Annotated in this window: 18 protein-coding genes; 9 read left to right on the plus strand and 9 right to left on the minus strand. The window is 61.7% G+C overall.

Translation table 11 applies throughout. The features are described 5' to 3' along the window. The first annotated feature begins 1 nt into the window (after position 1). A complete protein-coding gene (locus tag ACS8YF_RS05535; RefSeq protein WP_440849221.1) occupies positions 2-865 on the plus strand; it encodes an MBL fold metallo-hydrolase in 864 nt (287 codons plus the stop codon). Between the two features lie 51 nt (positions 866-916). Then, the gene (locus tag ACS8YF_RS05540) at positions 917-1816 is read left to right on the plus strand and encodes an NAD(P)-dependent oxidoreductase (RefSeq protein WP_440849324.1); all 900 of its coding nucleotides are present in this window, start codon (positions 917-919) and stop codon (positions 1814-1816) included. A gap of 14 nt (positions 1817-1830) precedes the next feature. Here the strand turns inward: ACS8YF_RS05540 and ACS8YF_RS05545 are convergent, their stop codons facing one another. The 8 genes from ACS8YF_RS05545 to ACS8YF_RS05580 all read right to left on the minus strand — a co-directional run bounded on the left by ACS8YF_RS05545 (position 1831) and on the right by ACS8YF_RS05580 (position 9602). Further along, positions 1831-3006, minus strand: a complete 1176-nt coding sequence (locus ACS8YF_RS05545) for an enolase C-terminal domain-like protein (protein WP_440849222.1) — start codon at positions 3004-3006, stop codon at positions 1831-1833. Between the two features lie 13 nt (positions 3007-3019). Beyond that, positions 3020-3490 carry a tripartite tricarboxylate transporter TctB family protein gene (locus ACS8YF_RS05550; protein ID WP_440849223.1) on the minus strand — a complete coding sequence of 157 codons (471 nt, stop codon included), beginning with the start codon at positions 3488-3490 and terminating at the stop codon, positions 3020-3022. A gap of 7 nt (positions 3491-3497) precedes the next feature. Continuing rightward, positions 3498-5012, minus strand: a complete 1515-nt coding sequence (locus ACS8YF_RS05555; RefSeq protein ID WP_440849224.1) for a tripartite tricarboxylate transporter permease — start codon at positions 5010-5012, stop codon at positions 3498-3500. A 60-nt stretch (positions 5013-5072) separates the two neighbouring features. Next, positions 5073-6047 (minus strand): tripartite tricarboxylate transporter substrate binding protein, encoded by a 975-nt coding sequence (locus ACS8YF_RS05560; RefSeq protein WP_440849225.1) that lies wholly within the window; start codon positions 6045-6047, stop codon positions 5073-5075. 96 nt (positions 6048-6143) lie between these two features. Next, on the minus strand, positions 6144-7151 hold the full coding sequence (locus tag ACS8YF_RS05565) for an Ldh family oxidoreductase (RefSeq protein WP_440849226.1): 1008 nt from the start codon (positions 7149-7151) through the stop codon (positions 6144-6146). Beyond that, positions 7148-8083, minus strand: a complete 936-nt coding sequence (locus ACS8YF_RS05570) for a hydroxyacid dehydrogenase (protein ID WP_440849227.1) — start codon at positions 8081-8083, stop codon at positions 7148-7150. The genes ACS8YF_RS05565 and ACS8YF_RS05570 overlap by 4 nt, the downstream gene beginning before the upstream one ends. Positions 8084-8148: 65 nt before the next feature. Further along, positions 8149-9315, minus strand: coding sequence for a UxaA family hydrolase (locus tag ACS8YF_RS05575; RefSeq protein ID WP_440849228.1), 1167 nt, complete (start codon positions 9313-9315; stop codon positions 8149-8151). Positions 9316-9317: 2 nt separating this feature from the next. Next, the gene (locus tag ACS8YF_RS05580; RefSeq protein WP_440849229.1) at positions 9318-9602 is read right to left on the minus strand and encodes a UxaA family hydrolase; all 285 of its coding nucleotides are present in this window, start codon (positions 9600-9602) and stop codon (positions 9318-9320) included. Positions 9603-9723: 121 nt separating this feature from the next. On the opposite strand from ACS8YF_RS05580, the gene ACS8YF_RS05585 reads away from it, so the two are divergent. After that, on the plus strand, positions 9724-10455 hold the full coding sequence (locus ACS8YF_RS05585) for a GntR family transcriptional regulator (RefSeq protein WP_440849230.1): 732 nt from the start codon (positions 9724-9726) through the stop codon (positions 10453-10455). Positions 10456-10997: 542 nt separating this feature from the next. On the opposite strand, the gene ACS8YF_RS05590 is transcribed toward ACS8YF_RS05585, so the two are convergent. After that, on the minus strand, positions 10998-12017 hold the full coding sequence (locus tag ACS8YF_RS05590) for a LacI family DNA-binding transcriptional regulator (protein WP_440849231.1): 1020 nt from the start codon (positions 12015-12017) through the stop codon (positions 10998-11000). A gap of 380 nt (positions 12018-12397) precedes the next feature. Here ACS8YF_RS05590 and ACS8YF_RS05595 point away from each other — a divergent pair, with 380 nt between their 5' ends. The 6 genes from ACS8YF_RS05595 to ACS8YF_RS05620 all read left to right on the plus strand — a co-directional run bounded on the left by ACS8YF_RS05595 (position 12398) and on the right by ACS8YF_RS05620 (position 17903). Continuing rightward, positions 12398-12604, plus strand: coding sequence for a hypothetical protein (locus tag ACS8YF_RS05595; protein ID WP_440849232.1), 207 nt, complete (start codon positions 12398-12400; stop codon positions 12602-12604). Between the two features lie 35 nt (positions 12605-12639). Beyond that, positions 12640-13806: a TRAP transporter substrate-binding protein gene (locus tag ACS8YF_RS05600; protein WP_440849233.1), complete on the plus strand. Its 1167-nt coding sequence runs from the start codon at positions 12640-12642 to the stop codon at positions 13804-13806. Further along, positions 13803-14357 carry a TRAP transporter small permease gene (locus tag ACS8YF_RS05605; RefSeq protein ID WP_440849234.1) on the plus strand — a complete coding sequence of 185 codons (555 nt, stop codon included), beginning with the start codon at positions 13803-13805 and terminating at the stop codon, positions 14355-14357. Before ACS8YF_RS05600 ends, ACS8YF_RS05605 begins: the two co-directional genes overlap by 4 nt. Before the next feature lie 101 nt (positions 14358-14458). Then, entirely contained in the window at positions 14459-15766 is a 1308-nt protein-coding gene (locus ACS8YF_RS05610; RefSeq protein WP_440849235.1) for a TRAP transporter large permease, read from the plus strand. Positions 15767-15837: 71 nt separating this feature from the next. After that, entirely contained in the window at positions 15838-17142 is a 1305-nt protein-coding gene (gene hisD, locus ACS8YF_RS05615) for a histidinol dehydrogenase (RefSeq protein WP_440849236.1), read from the plus strand. After that, complete coding sequence (locus ACS8YF_RS05620; protein ID WP_440849237.1) at positions 17139-17903, plus strand: SDR family NAD(P)-dependent oxidoreductase; 765 nt, start codon at positions 17139-17141, stop codon at positions 17901-17903. The genes hisD and ACS8YF_RS05620 overlap by 4 nt, the downstream gene beginning before the upstream one ends. Positions 17904-17905 lie beyond the last annotated feature (2 nt).

Here is a 17905-nt window from a genome sequence, read left to right on the forward strand (position 1 = left end):
CATGAGTACAACCCAACCCGCCAACGTGCACCAACTGCGCATAGGCGACTTTGTTCTCACCACCCTACTCGATGCCCAGATGGAGGCCAGCTTCGCGCTGCCGCAGAACATCGATGAAGACGAAGTGCGTCGGCTACACGCCGAAAGCCGGCGCCCGACGCCGCCGCGCATCACCCTCAACGCTTATCTGCTGGACACCGGTACGCAGAAGATCCTGATCGACACCGGCCTCGGCGGTCTGGCCGGCGATGCCGGGCCCTATCTGCTGGAAAATCTGCAAGCAATCGGCGTGACGCCGTCCGCAATCGATACGGTGCTGATTACGCACATGCACCCGGATCACGTCGGCGGTCTGATCGATGCCGACGACAACGCGGTGTTTCCGCAGGCCACCGTGCTGGTACCGGCGGGCGAGCTGGATTACTGGGGCGGCGAGATTCCCGAGGGCGCCTCCGACGCCCAGCAAGGCCAGTTCCAGGCCGCCCACCGCGTGATCGCCGCAGTCGGCGCGCAAATGCAGCACCTGGAAGGTACCTCGGTGTTGCCCGGCATCACGCGCGTGCCGTTGCCGGGGCATACCCCCGATCATTCCGGCTATCGCATCGAATCCGGCCACGATCGTATCCTGCTGTGGACCGATATCGTGCACCTGCCGCAGATTCAGTTTCCCTGCCCGGATGCGGGCGTGGCCTTCGATACCGATGTCGCACAGGCGCGCGAGACGCGCCGCCGCATCATGGCCGAGCTGGCCGAGTCGCAGGAACTCGTCGGCGGCCATCATCTGGATTTTCCCGGCATCGGCTATGTCGTGACCGACGGCGAGGGCTATCGCTTTCTGCCGCATGTTTGGCAACCCACGATCTGAGCATTCGGACGTCATTCCTCCATTCCAGCGGCGCGCAGCGCGCGGCGCCACATCACACAGGATCAAATCATGAAAATCGGATTCATCGGACTCGGCGCCATGGGGCGCGCCATGGCCACCAATCTCATCAACGCGAATTTCGACGTCACGGTCTGGAACCGCAGCGCCTACAAGTGCCAGCCGCTGGTCGAAGCGGGTGCGACGCAGGCCGATTCGCCGGCCGACTGCGCCACGGCGGACGTGTTGATCACCATGCTGGCCGACGATGCGGCGCTGGCGGCCGTAGTCGACGAGTACGGCCTGATCGAGGCCATGGGCGAGAACACCGTGCATGTGAACATGGCCACCGTCTCGGTCGAGACCGGCCGCGACATGGCGGCCCGTCATCAATCCGCCGGCAGGGCCTATGTCGCCGCGCCGGTGCTCGGCCGGCCGGACATCGCCAAGGCAGCCAAGCTGCAGATCCTGGCCGCCGGACCGAACGCCGCCATCGAGGCCGCGCGGCCGGCGCTGGAGACGATGGGCGCGAAGGTCTGGCCGGCCGGCGATGCACCCTACCGGGCCAATGTCATGAAGCTGGCGACCAACTACATGCTCATGTCGGCGGTGGAAACCATGGGTGAGGCGGCCGCGCTCACCGCCAAATACGGCATCGAACCCGGCGATTTCCTGGAGATCGTAACCAGCTCGGTATTCGCCGCCCCGGCCTACCAGGGTTATGCCCCGGCGATGAGCAAGCGCGAGTACGACAACCCGGAAGGCTTCAAACTGGCACTCGGCGCCAAGGATGTGGATCTGGCGCTGGCCGCGGCCCACGCCGAACAAGTGCCCATGCCCATGGGCGCCACCGCTCGTGAACGCCTGGCCGAGGCAATGGCGGCGGGCGACGGCGACAAGGACCTGTCGGCCCTGGCCGAGGTGTCCCGGCGCGGCGCACACCTGGACGATTAGCGCACTCGGCGCGCTCAGCCGGTCAATTCGAGCGCTTTGCGCAGGGCGTCGAACATCACCGGCTTGCGCTCCATGCCGATACCGGGCGCGTCCGGCAACCGGACGCGCCCGTCGATGATCGGAATATCGTCGGCAAAACCGCCGTAGGGCTGGAATACCGCGGGGTACGATTCGGTGCCGCCGATCTGCAGCCCGGCGGCAATGTTCAAGGCGAGCTGGTGCCCGCCGTGGGGCATCAACCGGCGCCGCGGCCAGCCAAGGCGCTCGGTCGCCGCAATCAGATTGAGATATTCGGTCAGCCCGTAAGCGAGTGCGGGGTCGGCCTGGATCCAGTCGCGGTCGGGCCGCATGCCGCCGAATTGTATGAGATTGCAGACATCCTGCGTCGAGAACAGATTTTCGCCCGTGGCCATCGATAGATCATAGTGCCGGGCCAGTTCGGCCTGCAGCGCATAATCGATCGGATCGCCCGGCTCCTCGTACCAGAACAGATCGTAGGGTTCGAGCATTCTGGCGTAGTCGATCGCGGTTGGCAGATCGAACTTGCCGTTGGCATCGACGGCCAGGCGCTGCCCGTCGCCCAGAACCTCCAGAGCCCCTTCGATCCGCGCCTGGTCGGTGGCGATATCCGCGCCGCCGATCTTCATTTTCGCGACGCGATAGCCCGCTTCGTCGTAGCGCCGCATTTCGTCCTTGAGACCTTCGATTTCCTTGCCCGGGTAGTAGTAGCCGCCACCGGGGTAGACCACGATCTCATCGTCGTACCGACCGTCGTTGTATCGATCGGACAACAGACGCCACAGCGGTTGTTCGGCCACCTTCGCGATGACGTCCCACACCGCCATGTCCAGAGCCCCGGCCGCCACGGCGCGGTCGCCATGCCCGCCCGGTTTCTCGTTGTGCATGAAACAGCGCCAGATCTTCTGCGGATCGAAATTCTCGCCCGTCGCATCCAGCAGGCTCTCCGGCTCGGCTTCGGCCAGGCGCGGCAGAAGGCGCGATCGTAGAATTCCCTGCTGCGCGTAACGACCATTTGAATGAAAGCCATAACCGATGATCTGCTCACCATTGCGCTGAACATCGGTCACGATCGCAACGACGCTGATGGTCATCCTGGAAAAATCGATGAACGCATTGCGGATGGGCGATGCAATCGGCGCCACCGCGTCGCGGATTTCCTGTATGCGCATGAGCCCTCCCCGCTCAGAACAGCGGCCCGAACAGCGAAGGCTCGGGCAGCGGGACCTGGAACAGGTATTTGAAGATGAAATAGAAACCCAATACCACGATCACCCCCGACGCGGGATAGAGCCACAGCCGCATCGGAGTCCAGCGTTCATACATGGCAATGGCCATGATGGCCACGTACGCGGCCAGTGCGGCGATCGGGAAGCCGAAGTACGGCATCGCCAGCGTGGCGATGACCATCACCACGATCAGCAGAACGCGTCGAACGACCGAACCGGCCGAGCCAATCGACGCCGGCGCGGCGTAGCCCAGCAGGTTGCGCAGGATCAGCAGTGCGCTGAACACCACCATCAGCCCGATGACGGTCTCGGGGAACACCGTCGCCTGCGGTGAGGGCGTGCGGCTGATATCCCACCAGCACACGCCCCCGACGACGACGAAGATCAAAGCGCCGACGGTGCCCCGCAGATCGCGGGTGTCGCGCACGGCATCCTTAGATGGGGGCATTGTCGCGCTCCTTGGCACCCCGGCTCAGACGGCCGGCGATCATGGGGTAGAAAAGCGAGGCCAGGATCAACAGGAAGATGCCGATCGCCAGTGGCCCCGAGAAAAAGATGGCCAATGGGTCGCCCGTGGCGCCCCCGATCATCCAGCCCTGGACGAAGCCCTGCTCGGCAATAGGGCCGAGAATCAGGCCGAGCACGATCGGCGACGGCTGGAAGCCGAGGCGTTCGAGCCCCCAACCGACGACGCCCAGTACGATCATCACCATGACGTCGGAGACCGAGTTGTTGATCGCGTAGGTGCCGATGATCGTCATGAAAGCGACGATCGGTACGAGCACCGCCTTGGGAAAGGTAACGATCGACTTGAAGGCATAACGACCGATCAACAGGCCGATCGGCAACATCAGCAGCGTGGCGATGAACAGACCGTAGATGAAGGTGTAGACAATCGGACTATGCCCGGAGAACATGGCCGGCCCCGGCTGGATCCCCTGCACCAGCAGCGCGCCCAGAATTACGGCATCCGGCGGTGTGCCCGGAATGCCCAACACCAGGGTGGGCACCATGCCGCCCCCGACGGTGGCGTTGTTGGCCGATTCGCTGGCCTGGACGCCGCGCGGCTCGCCCTGGCCGAAACGCTCGGGGGTCTTCGACGCACGACGCGCCTCTGAATACGACACCAGGCCGGAGATCGACCCGCCGGCGCCCGGCAGAATGCCAACGAACGCGCCGATCAGCGACGAACGGATCAGGTTGAGGCCGCCGGACATACAGAGCCGGATCGCTTCGGGCAAACGAAAGCCACGGGAAGCTTCCTGGATTTCCAGATGACGCTCCGGCCGGGCGACCAGATTGATCAGTACGGGGATGCAGTACAGGCCGATCAGGCCGGATACGACATTGATCCCGCCGAGCAGCGTGGTGGAATCGAAGGTAAACCGCGGGCTCCCGGAAATAGGCGCAACCCCCACGCAGGACAGCAACAAGCCGAAGGACGCGCCAATAAGCCCTTTCAGCAGCTGCCCCGAGGAAATGGCCGAAATCAGCGTCAGGCCGAAAATGGCCAGCCAGAAATATTCGACCGGCCCAAAGGCGAGCGCCACATTGGCTAATGGCGGCGCCAGAAACAACAGGACGGCCGCCCCCACCAGTCCACCGAATACGCTGGACAGGCAGGCAATGGTCACGGCCAGATCGCCGTCGCCGCGCTTGGCCATGGGGTAGCCATCGAACGTGGTGGCGATCGCCGAGGGCGTGCCCGGCGTGTTCAGCAGGATCGCTGCATAGGCACCGCCATAGATCGCACCCGTGTAGATCGCCCCCATCAGCATAAGCGCGGTGGTCGGGTCCATGGAAAAAGTCAGCGGCACCAGCACCGCGATCGCCATGGTCGCCGTCAACCCGGGAATCGCGCCCAGGATAGTGCCGGCCGCTACACCCAGCACGGCCAACGCCAGATGCAGCGGCGTCAGCGCGGCCAGGATGTCATTGATATGAGTCATCGTCCTCAGACTCCGAAGAAAAGCGGCCTGGCCCGCGCGTGTGCCGGGCCAGGCTGCAAATCAGTGCACCAGACCAGCTTTCTTGACGAGTCTGGTGTACTTGGCGCGCTGCTTGCTCATGAACGCATCCATCTTTTCGTACGGCACGTTCAGTTCGACAAAGCCGCGCTTGGCCAACGATTGCTTGAACTTCGGATTGGCGTTGACCTTGCCGATCAGAGCCGAGAGTTTCTTTCGGATCGACTCGGGCGTGGATTTGGGCACCGCCACACCCCGATAGGCGCCGCCAACCATATCGATCTTTTTTTCCTTAAAGGTGGGCACCTGCGGAAAGATCGCCATGCGTTTATCGGTGGCCACGGCCAGCATGCGGACCTCGCCCGGATGATTGGCTGCCACCGTCGAATATCCCCATTCCGCCTTGACCTGTCCGCCGCGTAGCGCCGTATAGGCAGCCCCGGTACCCTTGAACGGAATATAAGTGGTCTTGGTGCCGGTAATATTCTCGAACCGCACGTTGGCCAACTGGTTGGCGGTCCCGGTGCCCGACCCCGACATCGTGAGCATGCCGGGGTGTTTCTTGGCGTAGGCGATCAGATCGTCGAGCGTCTTGAGCGGACTGTCCTTGGCCACGAGAATCGCATCCGGCGTGTACTCGAACATGTACACGTTGGTGATGTCGCTCGTCTTGAAGCCGACGTTGCCCATCATCGGCTTGACGATGATATGCGGCAGATTCGTACCCATGATCGTGTAGCCATCGCCCTTCATCGAATTCAGCTGCGACCAGGCTACTGCCCCGCCGCCGCCTGACTTGTATTCGATGATCATGTTCTGACCGGTCATCTTCTCGAATATCGGTTGCTGCAAGCGGGCGGTGATGTCCGACTCGCCGCCGGGCCCGAACGGGATGATGTAGTGCAGCGGCCGCGATGGATAGTTCGATGCATCGGCGGCTCGAGCCGTCGTCACCATAACCGGCACCGCGAGCGTACTCGCCAGCACCATGGTTGCCGCCATCGTTTTGATCTTCATGTTCTCCTCCGTTTCGCATGTTCACGTTGTTGTGATTCATATCCCGCCGCGGCCGCTTTCTGTTTGAAGCTCGTGGGCAACGGCGTGGGTTCTCAGCTATTTATATACGCCGACCCGCTGTCCGATATTCGCCATCAACGCATCGTCGATTTCAACACCTTTTTTCTGATTCGCGACCCGCAACTCGTGCCGGCGCACCCCGGGAATACGCGCACCGGGCTGGTCGGTGATCGCGGCAAACAGAACTTCGAGCCGCGCTGCAAACTGCGGGCCGGCCAGCCGGTCCGGATCGATCAGCCAGAAGCATTGCCCGATATTCGGCGGCGGGCCTTCCATGTTGAAAAAAGAGCTGGCCTCGAAGGCATAGCTCGAACCCGTGAGCGTGGCCGACAGAATCTCGACCATCAGCGCCAGAGCCGCGCCCTTGGCGCCCCCGGCGGGGATCATCGTGCCGGCGAGCGCGGCCGCGGCCTCGGTGGTCGGGCGGCCGGCTTCGTCGAGCGCCCACCCCTCGGGAATCGCCTCGCCGCGCTGGTTCGCGAGCATGACCTTGCCCCGTGCCACGCCGCTCAATGACAGGTCGATCACCATGGGGGGCGCGCCGCTGCGCGGCACGGCGCAGGCGATCGGATTGGTGCCGAACACACCCTTTGATCCGCCCCACGGCGCCATCGCCGCCGGCGAATTGGAAAACCCGAGTGCGATCAGGCCCTGTGTGGCTGCGGCTTCCACGTGATGACCGAGCACGCCCGCATGGTGCGAATGACTGATCGCGACCGTGCAACTGCCGGCCTCTCGCGCCCGCGCCACACCATGTTCGATGCCGAACTGAATCGCCGGGAACGCGAAGCCATGGCCGGCGTCCACGGCCAACGCCGCCGGCGCATTGACCCGGATTCGCGGCTTGGCATAGCCATCCACCTTTCCGGCCATCGCCTGATCGGCATACGCGATCAGGCGGGACAGGCCATGCGAGGCCAGACCATCGAGCTCCGCGGCCACCAGCGCCGTCGCCACCGCGTCGGCGTTCGGGGCGCTGACGGCGTTGTTACACAATACCTTGCTCGCCAGTTCCCGGGCTCGCTCGGCGCTGACGCGACTCATGCCGCGGCCTCGTCGAGCGCGGCGAGTACATTGTCGACGGTGACCTGGCTGACGCGCACGTTCGACTGCACCGTCACCCCGGCGATGTGCGGCGTGAGCAGCACGTTATCGAGCCCGGCATAGACCGAATCCGCCGGTAACGGCTCGTCCTCGAACACGTCGAGCGCGGCCGCCGCAATGACGCCATCGGCCAAGGCGCTGGCAAGCGCCGCATCGTCGATTACACCGCCACGCGCGCTGTTGACGATCACCGCGCCCGATCGCATGCGCGCCAGCGCCGCCGCATCGATCAGATGCCGCGTGCCGGGCACGAGCGGCACATGCAGACTGAGCACGTCCGACTCGGCCAGAAGCGACTTGAAGTCGATCGGCTCGACGTCGTACTCGGCCCAACAGGCGTCGTGCATCGACAGGTTGGGGTCGTGTGCCATCACGCGCATACCCAGCGCCTTGGCCCGAGCCGCGACCTGGCGGGCGATACCACCGAATCCGACCAGCCCCATCGTCGCCCCTGCCACCTCCAGTCCGATCAACGCCGAACGCGGCCATTCGCCAGCCTGCATCGAAGCACGATGTTCGTACGCGCCCCGCCGCAGTATCAGCGCCGCCGCGATCACATACTCGGCCACAGCCACATCGTTGGCGCCCGTGGCTGGCAGCACGCGCACATCGCGCGCCCGGCACGCCTCCAGATCGATGTTGTCGAGCCCGACGCCGAGCCGCCCGACGGCACGCAGCTTTGGCGCCGCCTCAAGCAACTCGCGATCCACCCGGGTGCGATTGCGCACGATGATCGCCTGCGCGTGGCCGACCGCTCCGAGCAGCGTCGCCCGCTCATCCACCAACGAAGGCTCGAAACGTACGTCGTAGCGTTCGCGCAAGGCCGCGATTGGCGCCTCGTCCATGAATTCGGTGATTACGATATCGCTCACTCAACTCTCCCTGAAGTCAACGGCGAACGGCGCGCGGCTACCACTCGGCCGCACGCCGATTTTCATCAAGCACTCCGATACAGCTTGGTCAGCACGAACTCGCGATGGCCGAGCGCTTCAGCGGCGGTCAGACGACCACTGCTCGTCTCGAGCACGGACTCGATCAGGGCGTCGCCGGCCTGGTCGAAATCCATTTCGCGCCGCAGGATGCCCGACACGTCGAGATCGACATGCTCGGCCATGGTGCGCACGGTGCGCGGGTTGGCCGACAGCTTGATCACCGGCTCGATCGGGTTGCCGATAATGTTGCCCTGCCCGGTCGGGAACAGATGCACCACGTACCCGGCCGCGGCCATGAGCGTCACGCACTCGGCCGCGGCCGACGACGTATCCATGAAATACAGCCCGGGCCCCTTCGTCGGCTCTTCCGCCGGTTCGAGTACGTCGATGTACGACGTCTTGTGCCCGATCTTGGCCAGGTTGCCGAAGGCTTTTTCCTCGATGGTCGACAGACCGCCTTCGATATTGCCCTTGGTCGGCTGCGACTCGGACAGGTCGTTGGTCTTGTGACGGTTGATGAAATCGTTGTAGCTGCCCCAGGTATCCAGAAACTTCTGCTTGGTCGCCTCGTCGGCAGCGCGTTCGGCACAGACCATCTCGGCACCGGTGATTTCCGAGGTCTCTCCGAAACACATCGTCGCGCCTTCGGCCACCAGCTTGTCCATCAGATTCCCGACCGTAGGACAGGAGGCCAGCCCCGAGGTGGTGTCGGACTCGCCACACTTGGTGGAAATCCAGAGTTCGTCGATACCGCATTCCTCGCGCTGTTTCATTGAAGCGTCCTGCACGAACTTCTTGGCGGTCCAGGAGGCACGCGCGATGGTGTCGATATCGCCATGCTGTTCAATGGCGAAACCTTCGACCGGCTTACCGGTCTTGGCGATACCCTCGACCACGCGCTGGGTCCAGCCAGGTTCGATACCGATAACCACCACTGCGGCGACATTCGGGTTCGCTCCCGTGCCGATCAGGGTGCGGAAATGCAGATCCAGGTCCGCGCCAAACTGCAGCCGCCCGTACGGATGCGGGATGGCCATCGTGCCCTTTATGTTGTTGGCCACCGCTTCACAGGCTGCGTTCGAAATATCATCGAGCGGCAGGATGATGACGTGGTTACGCACGCCCACGCGCCCGTTTTCACGCCGATATCCCAGAAAAGTGCGCTTCGTCATGGCTACCACCGCTTGGTCTTGATGTTGTGGACGTGCACGTGATCGCCCTTGGCGATGTCGGCCACGGCGCGGCCGATGTCGTGCTCATATTCGATGATCGTGTCTTGGTTACCGATATCGTCGAGCGCGATCTTGTGACCGATCGGGATGTCGTGATTGGCCTTGATCTCGAGCGTCTCGTCGCCCTCCATCAGCCAGCCGGTAAGCGTTTCACCTGCGCTGACGCCTTCGACAACCACAACGCCGACCTTGTCAGCCTTGTTGTGGACCAGGAAGTGGGTCTCCATTGAATTTCCTCCAGATATCGCGTTGAGCCGTAACGGCACGTCTTTTGTATTATGTCTTATATAAGACTGTCAATATTAGACTATCGGTTATGATGAGCCGCTACACGAGGCACAGGGCCCTATGAGCGAAGCACGCACATTAAATTACAGACCGCTCTACGAGCAGATAAAAAGCTTGCTCGTCAGGCGCTTAGGTAATAATGAATGGCCGCCCGGCACGGCGCTTCCCAGTGAGATCGCTCTGGCACAGGAATACGACGTGAGCCAGGGCACGGTACGCAAGGCGCTCACCGCGATGGAGAAGGAACACCTTGTGGAACGACGCCAGGGGCGAGGCACGTTCGCAGCGCGCCATAGCCAGCAACGCTCGCTGTTCCAGTTCTTCCACCTGGTCAACGACAACGGCGAGCGGGAACTGCCGATCAGCCGGGTCACCCGCTGCCTGGAAAGCAAGGCGAGCGCGACCGAGGCTCGCGCACTGGAACTCTCCGCGCACGCCATGGTGGTTCGGATCGAGCGCGTCCGGGAGCTTAACGGCACACCCGTGATTTACGAGAGCATCACCATTCCGAGCAGTCTTTTCCCGGGTTTATCGAGCTGGCGGCTCGAAGACCTGCCGAACACGCTGTATGAGTTCTATGAGACGGAATACGGCGTGATGGTCGTCCATGCGAGCGAGATGGTCCGCGCGGCCGCCGCGTCTGCGACTGAAGCAGAACTGCTCGGCGTGGCCCCGGCTTCACCGCTGCTGTCGGTGGAACGGCGCGCTCTAAACATTCGCAACGAGCCCGTTGAATGGCGCCGCAGTCTCTGCCACACCGGGCATCATTACTATTTCAACGAACTCGACTGACGACCGCGGCATGCCCCTCGCGCCTGCCTGCACCAGCAGGCCGAGCGTAAGTCACACGCTCGATATCGCGAACATATCGTCATAGACCCGACTAAATCGAGCCCCTTGTCCTGGCTGTTCGGCGGCTCGCTGTTCGGGGCGCTGTCGGCGCATATTCGTCAGGTCAACCGCGGCGCGGATATCATCGGCTGCCATTGCATCAGCTCACTACTCGCTGCATTCGCTGACCGCGCAGTTCGCCGGGCGCGCGGGTCTGTGCGATATCGGGAGCAATCCGTTGGCGCAAGCGACCACGCCGTATCACCTTGGGCAGCGTGGTGATAACCCGCTCGTCGCGGGTCCAGAGCAACGAAACCAGCCTTATACGCCCTACGAGGCTTTGTTCTACAAGCGACTGTCCTGCTACCAGCAATCGTCGCCACGTGCGCGGCCGGGGTTGAAGAACAAACTGATCTGGCTCGGCGCCTCAACCATTGAAACGCCTGTCGATGACTGTCGAGACTGTCGTTGACTGGCCCCTGCCAAAGCTCGGATTAATCGAGCTAAGTCGTGACCACTCTATTCGCTGCGGATTTCGTCGTTCCACGCACGACCAGAGTCGTTTCAATTTCCGTATGGAGCAGCGTCGTCTCGCCGTTGATGCGTTTTACGAGAAAATCTGCAGCCTTGGCGCCCATTTCTGAAGACGGCACCTTAACGGTTGTCAGCCCCGGTTGCAGATGTGCGCTTATGCTCAAGTCGTCGAATCCAGTGATCGAGATGGCTGCGGGGACCCCCAGGCCGCGCGATTGGCATTCGAATATAGCGCCGATCGCCAGCACATCGTTGCCGCATATCACCGCGGTCGGGGGTTGCGCGCAACGATTCAGCAATTCACGCATACCGTTTCGGCCATCTGCGATCCCATAGGGCTGCTCTACTAATCGCTGCTCCTCCAACTGCCTACCGATCACGGCGAGTGCAGCCCGTACGCCCTGGATACGCGCCTGTGCACGATCGTTCGATTGGCTCACGCCTGCGATCATTGCAATGTCGCGGTGGCCTAGGTCGATAAGATATTCGGTGAGTCGGCGCGCTGCCCCTTCGTTATCGAATCCGATGCATGGGTATTCGGACGAGGCTCGGTACGTCCAGCAGTTCACGAACGGTAACTGGTACCGCTCAAGCAGGCTATACAGCTGGGGCGCGTGCGCTTCTCCAACCAGCATTAGCCCTTCAACGCCGTGACAGAGGAAGGCGTGCGCCTCTCGAACTTCCTGCTCCAAGTCATACTCGGACGCCGCCACCAGTAGCGTGTACCCCAATTGCGTCAAGCGGCGTTGAAGCGAGCTGATACCGCTGGCGAATATCGCGTTGTCCAGCGTGGGAACGATGGCGCCTACAGCGCGAGTCTGGCTGCTTGCCAGCGCTCGCGCGGCACCAGACGGGATATAGCCGAGATCCCTTATTGCGGCTTCGATGCGCTTGCGCAACTCGGGGCGCACCATATCGGGCGAGTTGATAGTGCGCGAAACCGACGCTGTTGATACGCCAGCGCGACGCGCGACGTCGATAATGCCCACATTGCGGCTCGTACGTCTCGCAGCTTTCACTCGATACAAACGGGTTAGTGATTTTCCTAAAGTCTGTCTCATTTGCGCAGGGCTGTCATTTGTCGGCCCTGTACGGAGTTAGACGTTGGTGGCACCGCAACCAGCGCGAAAACTCATCCAAAAGTTGTAGCAGCAACCAGGGGTTAAAAATAAAATCAAATAAATCAATTCGGTATATAAAAAAAAGGACGCCCTAAAAGCCCCCCGCGACGGGGTATCAGCGATTCCAAACGCCCATGCCGCCAGCAGTGTTGACAGTGCAATATTGTTATGCATAGCGTATGTAAGCGCTTTCATTTGGTAGCAGCATGAGATTGGTGCGATCCGGCAGAACGAGCTTAGAGAAAATCTTGCTGCGTCTTTTCTGGTTCAGCGCGGCGCTGTATGTGCTTGATGTTGTACTGGGGAAACTGGGAGGGATGCTGCCTGGATTCCTTGTTCGACTACTGCCGGATAACGCGCTGCAGTTTGCGCTGCTAGTGCTGATATCGGTCTTTCTGGTGGCGGCGGCGCTGGTAGCGGAACGCCGGGAAAACACGCCCAATAATCGTAATTAACAATAATCGCCAGTGCGAAAGCAGGAGAATGACTCATGGGACGCAGCAAAGATTCGAGAGATTTCGACAAGAGCCTGAAATCGCCGGATAGACGCCAGTTTCTGTCGGTCGCCGGCCGCTACGGATTCACCACAGCCGTGATTGCCGCCACGGGCGGGTTACTGACCTCGGAACCGGCTGTTGCCGCGGTTTCCCGTGAGGAGCAGCAGCGGGCGCGATCCGCCAAATACACGATGAATCTAGCCACCGCCTATATCGTCGGTGCCTCGCGTAGCTACCCGATCATGCAGCTCAACCTGAAGGACAATATCGAGAACATGACGCGCGGCAAGGTCTACGTGAAGCTTGCTCCCGGCGGCCAACTCGGTGCTGGAACCGCCCTTGTTAACAAGGTCCAGAGCGGCACGATACAGGGCGCTCAGCATTCCCTCTCCAATTTTGCGCCATTCGCACCTGAAGCGGATCTGATCAACCTGCCGTATTGGTGCGGTGCCAGCCAGCATTTCGTGAACCTGGTCACGTCCAAGACATGGCAGGACACAATCAATCCGAAGCTGGAAAGTCACGGCTTCAAGGCGCTGATGTACGTCGTCATCGACCCGCGCGTCATTGCCTTGCGCAAGGGCGGCAAGGGACCGATAAAGACGCCGGACCAGATGCACGGAATCAAGTTTCGTGTGCCGGGGTCCGAGATTCTGCAGAAAGTCTATAAATTAATGGGCGCCAATCCGACGCCAATCGCCTGGGGCGAGACGACTGCGGCGATCAAGGAAGGGGTTGCCGACGCCCTCGATCCATCGATCAACGCTCTCTATGTATTCGGATTCAAGGATGTCTTGTCCTGGGTGACCTTCAACGAGGCCGTGCCTGATTCACAGATCTATTCGTGCAACCTGAAGTGGTTCAGAAGCCTCCCGAGCGAGGTACAGCACGCAATCGAGGAGGCCAGTGACATCACGTTCCGCCAGAACCTGGCTCAGGTGCCGGCATCCCGCGCCTATGCCATGCAGGAACTGCAGAAGGCCGGGGTGCAGTTCTATACGCCCAATGACGACGAGATGGCGCAGTGGAAGGCGTCCTGTGGTCATCAGCTCAAGACATGGGACGACACCAAGAAGAAGCTCGCCGGTTCACTCGACAAGTTCGATGAATTCCTGGCGGCCACGCAAAAGCGAGGCACGTATTACGTGGCCGACGTATGACCGCCGAATCTCCGCTTGCTCGGCGGCAATCCAGGCTTCGAGCCATTGTTGGCGCACTTGATCGCAACGGCGAGCGATGGTTACTGCTCGTGTTCTATGTCGCCATCGTACTGATCGTGACCAGTGAAGTGGCGCGACGCTTTCTACTGGCCGATTCGTCCGTGTGGGGCGGCGAAGCATCCCGGTTTCTATTCATATACCTGGCTTGGGTGGGTGCGTCGGCCGCGGTACGCGAGCGTAGCCATATTCGTATCGATGCCCTGCTGCAATGGCTGCCGCCACGCGGCAAGGCGACGGTACTGATTTTCGGTGATCTCATGACGCTTCTGCTGGCGGTGATCGCGATCTACTGGTCAATGGCACCAATAGAGACATCGTGGCAATTCGGCTCAGTGGCCGAAGCGCTTCAGGTCAGCCGGGTTTGGTTTCTGGCTGCCGTGCCGCTTGGATTCGGGATGATGATATTCCGATTGTTGCAGGCAATGCTTCGCGACGTATCCGATCTACGCACAGGACGTGCGCCGTTCGAAGGCAGCAAGCTTTTTGATTGAGGAACGGCACTGGCGTGTGACGCGGCAATGATTGCAACACCTTATGGGCTGCCGGCGGGCCAAGAGCCCGATGGCGCTACATGCACTGGAAGATCGCCTGAATGAACGCACTCATGTATGCACAGCAGGCAGCCACCCTGGGCTGGGGCTTTTATGGGCCGCTGATTGCAATGGTGGTGCTGATGATGCTGGCGGTACCGATCTGGGTCGTTATCGGCCTGGGCGCCAGCGCCATGCTCTACTTTACCGGCGTGTTGCCGCTGTCGTTGTTCGGTGAAGCCTTGTTCGACGGCATCAATTCGTTCGCACTCATCGCAATTCCGCTGTTCATCCTGACGGGCGATCTGCTGGTGCGCACGGGGTTGTCGACGAAACTGCTGGATCTCGCCGAGGCGACGGTAGGCGGGGCCCGCACAGGCCTTGGATCGGCCACGGTTCTGGGCGCGGGATTCTTCGCCTGTATTTCCGGATCGGACGCAGCCGATACCGCGGCGATCGGCCGGATAACACTGGACCGACTGGTCGCACGTGGCTATCCGGAAGCCATGGCCTGCGCGCTGGTGGCAGCCGGCTCGTGTACCGGCGTGCTCATCCCACCGTCGATCTCATACATCATCATTGGGCTCATTCTGGGCCAGTCAGTGGCCACCCTCTTTCTCGCAGCCGCAGTGCCCGGTGTGGTCGTGCTCGTGACCATCCTCTTCACGAATGTGATGCTCAACCGCATCAACGGCTACGAGCATGAGAGTGCCAAGTTTTCCCTCAACCGTTGGCTGCGCGCCTTCTGGGCGGCTCGATACGGAGTGATGATTCCATTCATCATTCTGGGCGGCATCTACTCGGGTATATTCACGCCGACCGAGGCCGCCGCGGTGGCCGTAAGCGTGACCATCGCCGTCGGCTTTGGGCAAGGCACGCTGCATCTGCGCGATCTGCCGCGCATTCTTGAGAGTTCAGCGAAGGTGAACGGCGTCATCCTGCCGATCATCGCCATGTCGCTGCCACTGGCGCAAACTCTGGCCTCTCTGGACATACCGCAGACGTTCGTGGCCGGCATGACCGGTCTGAGCGACAACCCGACCGTGCTGATCCTGATCATGATCGGCATCCTGCTCGTGGCCGGCTGCGTGATGGAGACCACGCCGAATATCGTGATCCTCGCACCGTTGCTGCTACCGCTCGCTCGCAACATCGGTATGAACGATATTCATTTCTCTATCGTGATGATCACCGCGCTCGGTGTCGGCTTCATCACGCCGCCCTTCGGCTTGAATCTGTTTGTGGTATCCAGCCTGCGCGGAACACCCGTGATGAGCGTGGCGTGGTACGCCGTGCCATTCGTGTTTGCCATGCTGCTGGCCGTGCTGGTGATCGCGTTCATCCCGCAGCTGTCGCTGTGGGCATTCTGACCCATTGATTCCAGTATTCGCACCGCAAGTAAAAATATAATTGTAAGCGATTACACAAAGGAGTTTGAGTAATGAGCATTCGCTACCTGAAGAAAGCCTCGCGCACGTCATCCTCTGGCGAGAGCCAGACCCGCAGCACCGTCCTGGAGATGCTGGAAAAGCTGGAAAACGGCAGAGAGCAAGCGGCAATCACCTATGCCCGGGAACTCGACAAGTTCGAGGGCGACATTGTCGTGTCGCAGGATGAGATCGACGCGGCAGCCGAGCATGTGCCGCAGCAGCTGCGTGACGATATCCATTTTGCTTACGAGCGCATCGGCGGATTCGCACGTCAGCAGCGCGACAGCATCCGCGAGTTCGAGTCCGAGATCAGCCCCGGGCTGTTTGCCGGTCAGCGCCTGATCCCGATGCAGACCGTCGGCTGCTATGTGCCGGGCGGGCGCTATGCACACATCGCCTCGGCGTTGATGAGCGTGGCGACGGCGAAGATCGCCGGCGTGAAGAATGTGATCGCCTGCTCTCCGCCACGCGACGGCGGCGTTCATCCGGCCATCCTCTACGCCATGAAAGTCGCCGGCGCCGACCATGTACTGGCACTGGGCGGCGTACAGGGCGTGGCGGCCATGGCTTTTGGCCTGTTCACGGACAAGCCGGCGGATATGCTGGTGGGCCCCGGCAATCGCTTTGTCGCCGAGGCCAAGCGCCTGCTTTACGGGCGTGTTGGCATCGATCTGTTTGCCGGCCCGACCGAAATTGCCGTCATCGCGGACGAGCACGCAGATGCCGATATCGTCGCGGCCGATCTGGCCGGGCAAGCAGAGCACGGGCCGGATTCGCCCGCGTGGTTGTTCACGACGTCTGAAACGCTGGCCAAAAGCGTGATGGAACGCATGCCCGCTTGTATCGATGCGCTGCCGGAGACCCAGCGCAAGGCGGCGACGGCGGCCTGGCGCGATTACGGCGAAATCGTGGTCGGCGATACGCGTGAAGAGATCGCAAAGATCAGCGACGAATACGCGGCGGAGCATCTGGAAATCCAGGCAGCGGATCTTGATTGGTGGCGGGATAATCTGCAGAACTATGGCTCGCTGTTCCTCGGCGAGGAAACAACGGTCGCCTTCGGTGATAAATGCTCAGGCACCAACCATATCCTGCCGACCAAGGGTGCGGCGCGCTATACCGGCGGCTTGAGCGCGCACAAATTCATCAAGGTGGTGACTTATCAGCGCCAGGACAAAGCCGCCACGCACGACGTCGCCGCGGTAGCCGCTCGACTATCGCGCAGCGAAGGCATGGAAGGCCATGCCCGAACCGGCGACATCAGACTGCACAAGTATTTCCCGGGCGAGAGCTTCGACCTCGACGCGTCGCTGTGAGCGACGGTCTTTTCGACTTGTCGGGTCGATCAGCGCTGATAACCGGCGCGAGCTCCGGCATTGGGCGCGAGCTGGCTATTGCGCTGGCGGGCGCCGGTGCGCACGTGATCCTGGCCGCGCGACGCCGCGATCGGTTGGAGGAGGCCGCCGATCGTATCCAGCAATCGGGCGGCCGGGCGAGTGTGCTGGACATCGATCTCGACGATCTGGACGCTTTGCGCCTGGTCGCCGCGCGCTGTGCCGATCTGAATGCCGCGCCCGATATTCTGGTCAACGCCGCCGGCGTCAATCCGCGCCTGCCGGCAGCAGAGGTCGATGTGGACACCTGGCAGCGGACCCTGCATATCCATCTGACTGTCCCGTTTGTTTTGGCGCAGGCGCTCGTCGGCCGGATGCAGCGCCGCAGCTGGGGCCGGATCATCAATATTGCCTCGCTACAGTCGGTGCGTGCCTTTCCCAATGGCTTGCCTTACGGCACCGCCAAGGGCGGCGTGGTGCAGATGACGCGTGCCATGGCCGAAGCCTGGTCGCCGCACGGCATTAACTGCAATGCGATCGCGCCGGGATTCTTCCCAACCGAACTGACCGCGCCGGTGTTCGATGACTCAGCGCAGGCCCAGCGCAACGCCGAGCAGACGATGATCGGCCGCAATGGGCGTCTGGAGGATCTGCACGGCATCGCAATATTTCTCGCCGCAAGTGCGTCCGATTACATCACCGGCCAGACCGTTTTCGTCGACGGTGGGTTCACCGCAAAATAGCC

The sequence above is a fragment of the Salinisphaera sp. SWV1 genome, assembly GCF_052044155.1.
Taxonomy (GTDB): Bacteria; Pseudomonadota; Gammaproteobacteria; order Nevskiales; family Salinisphaeraceae; genus Salinisphaera.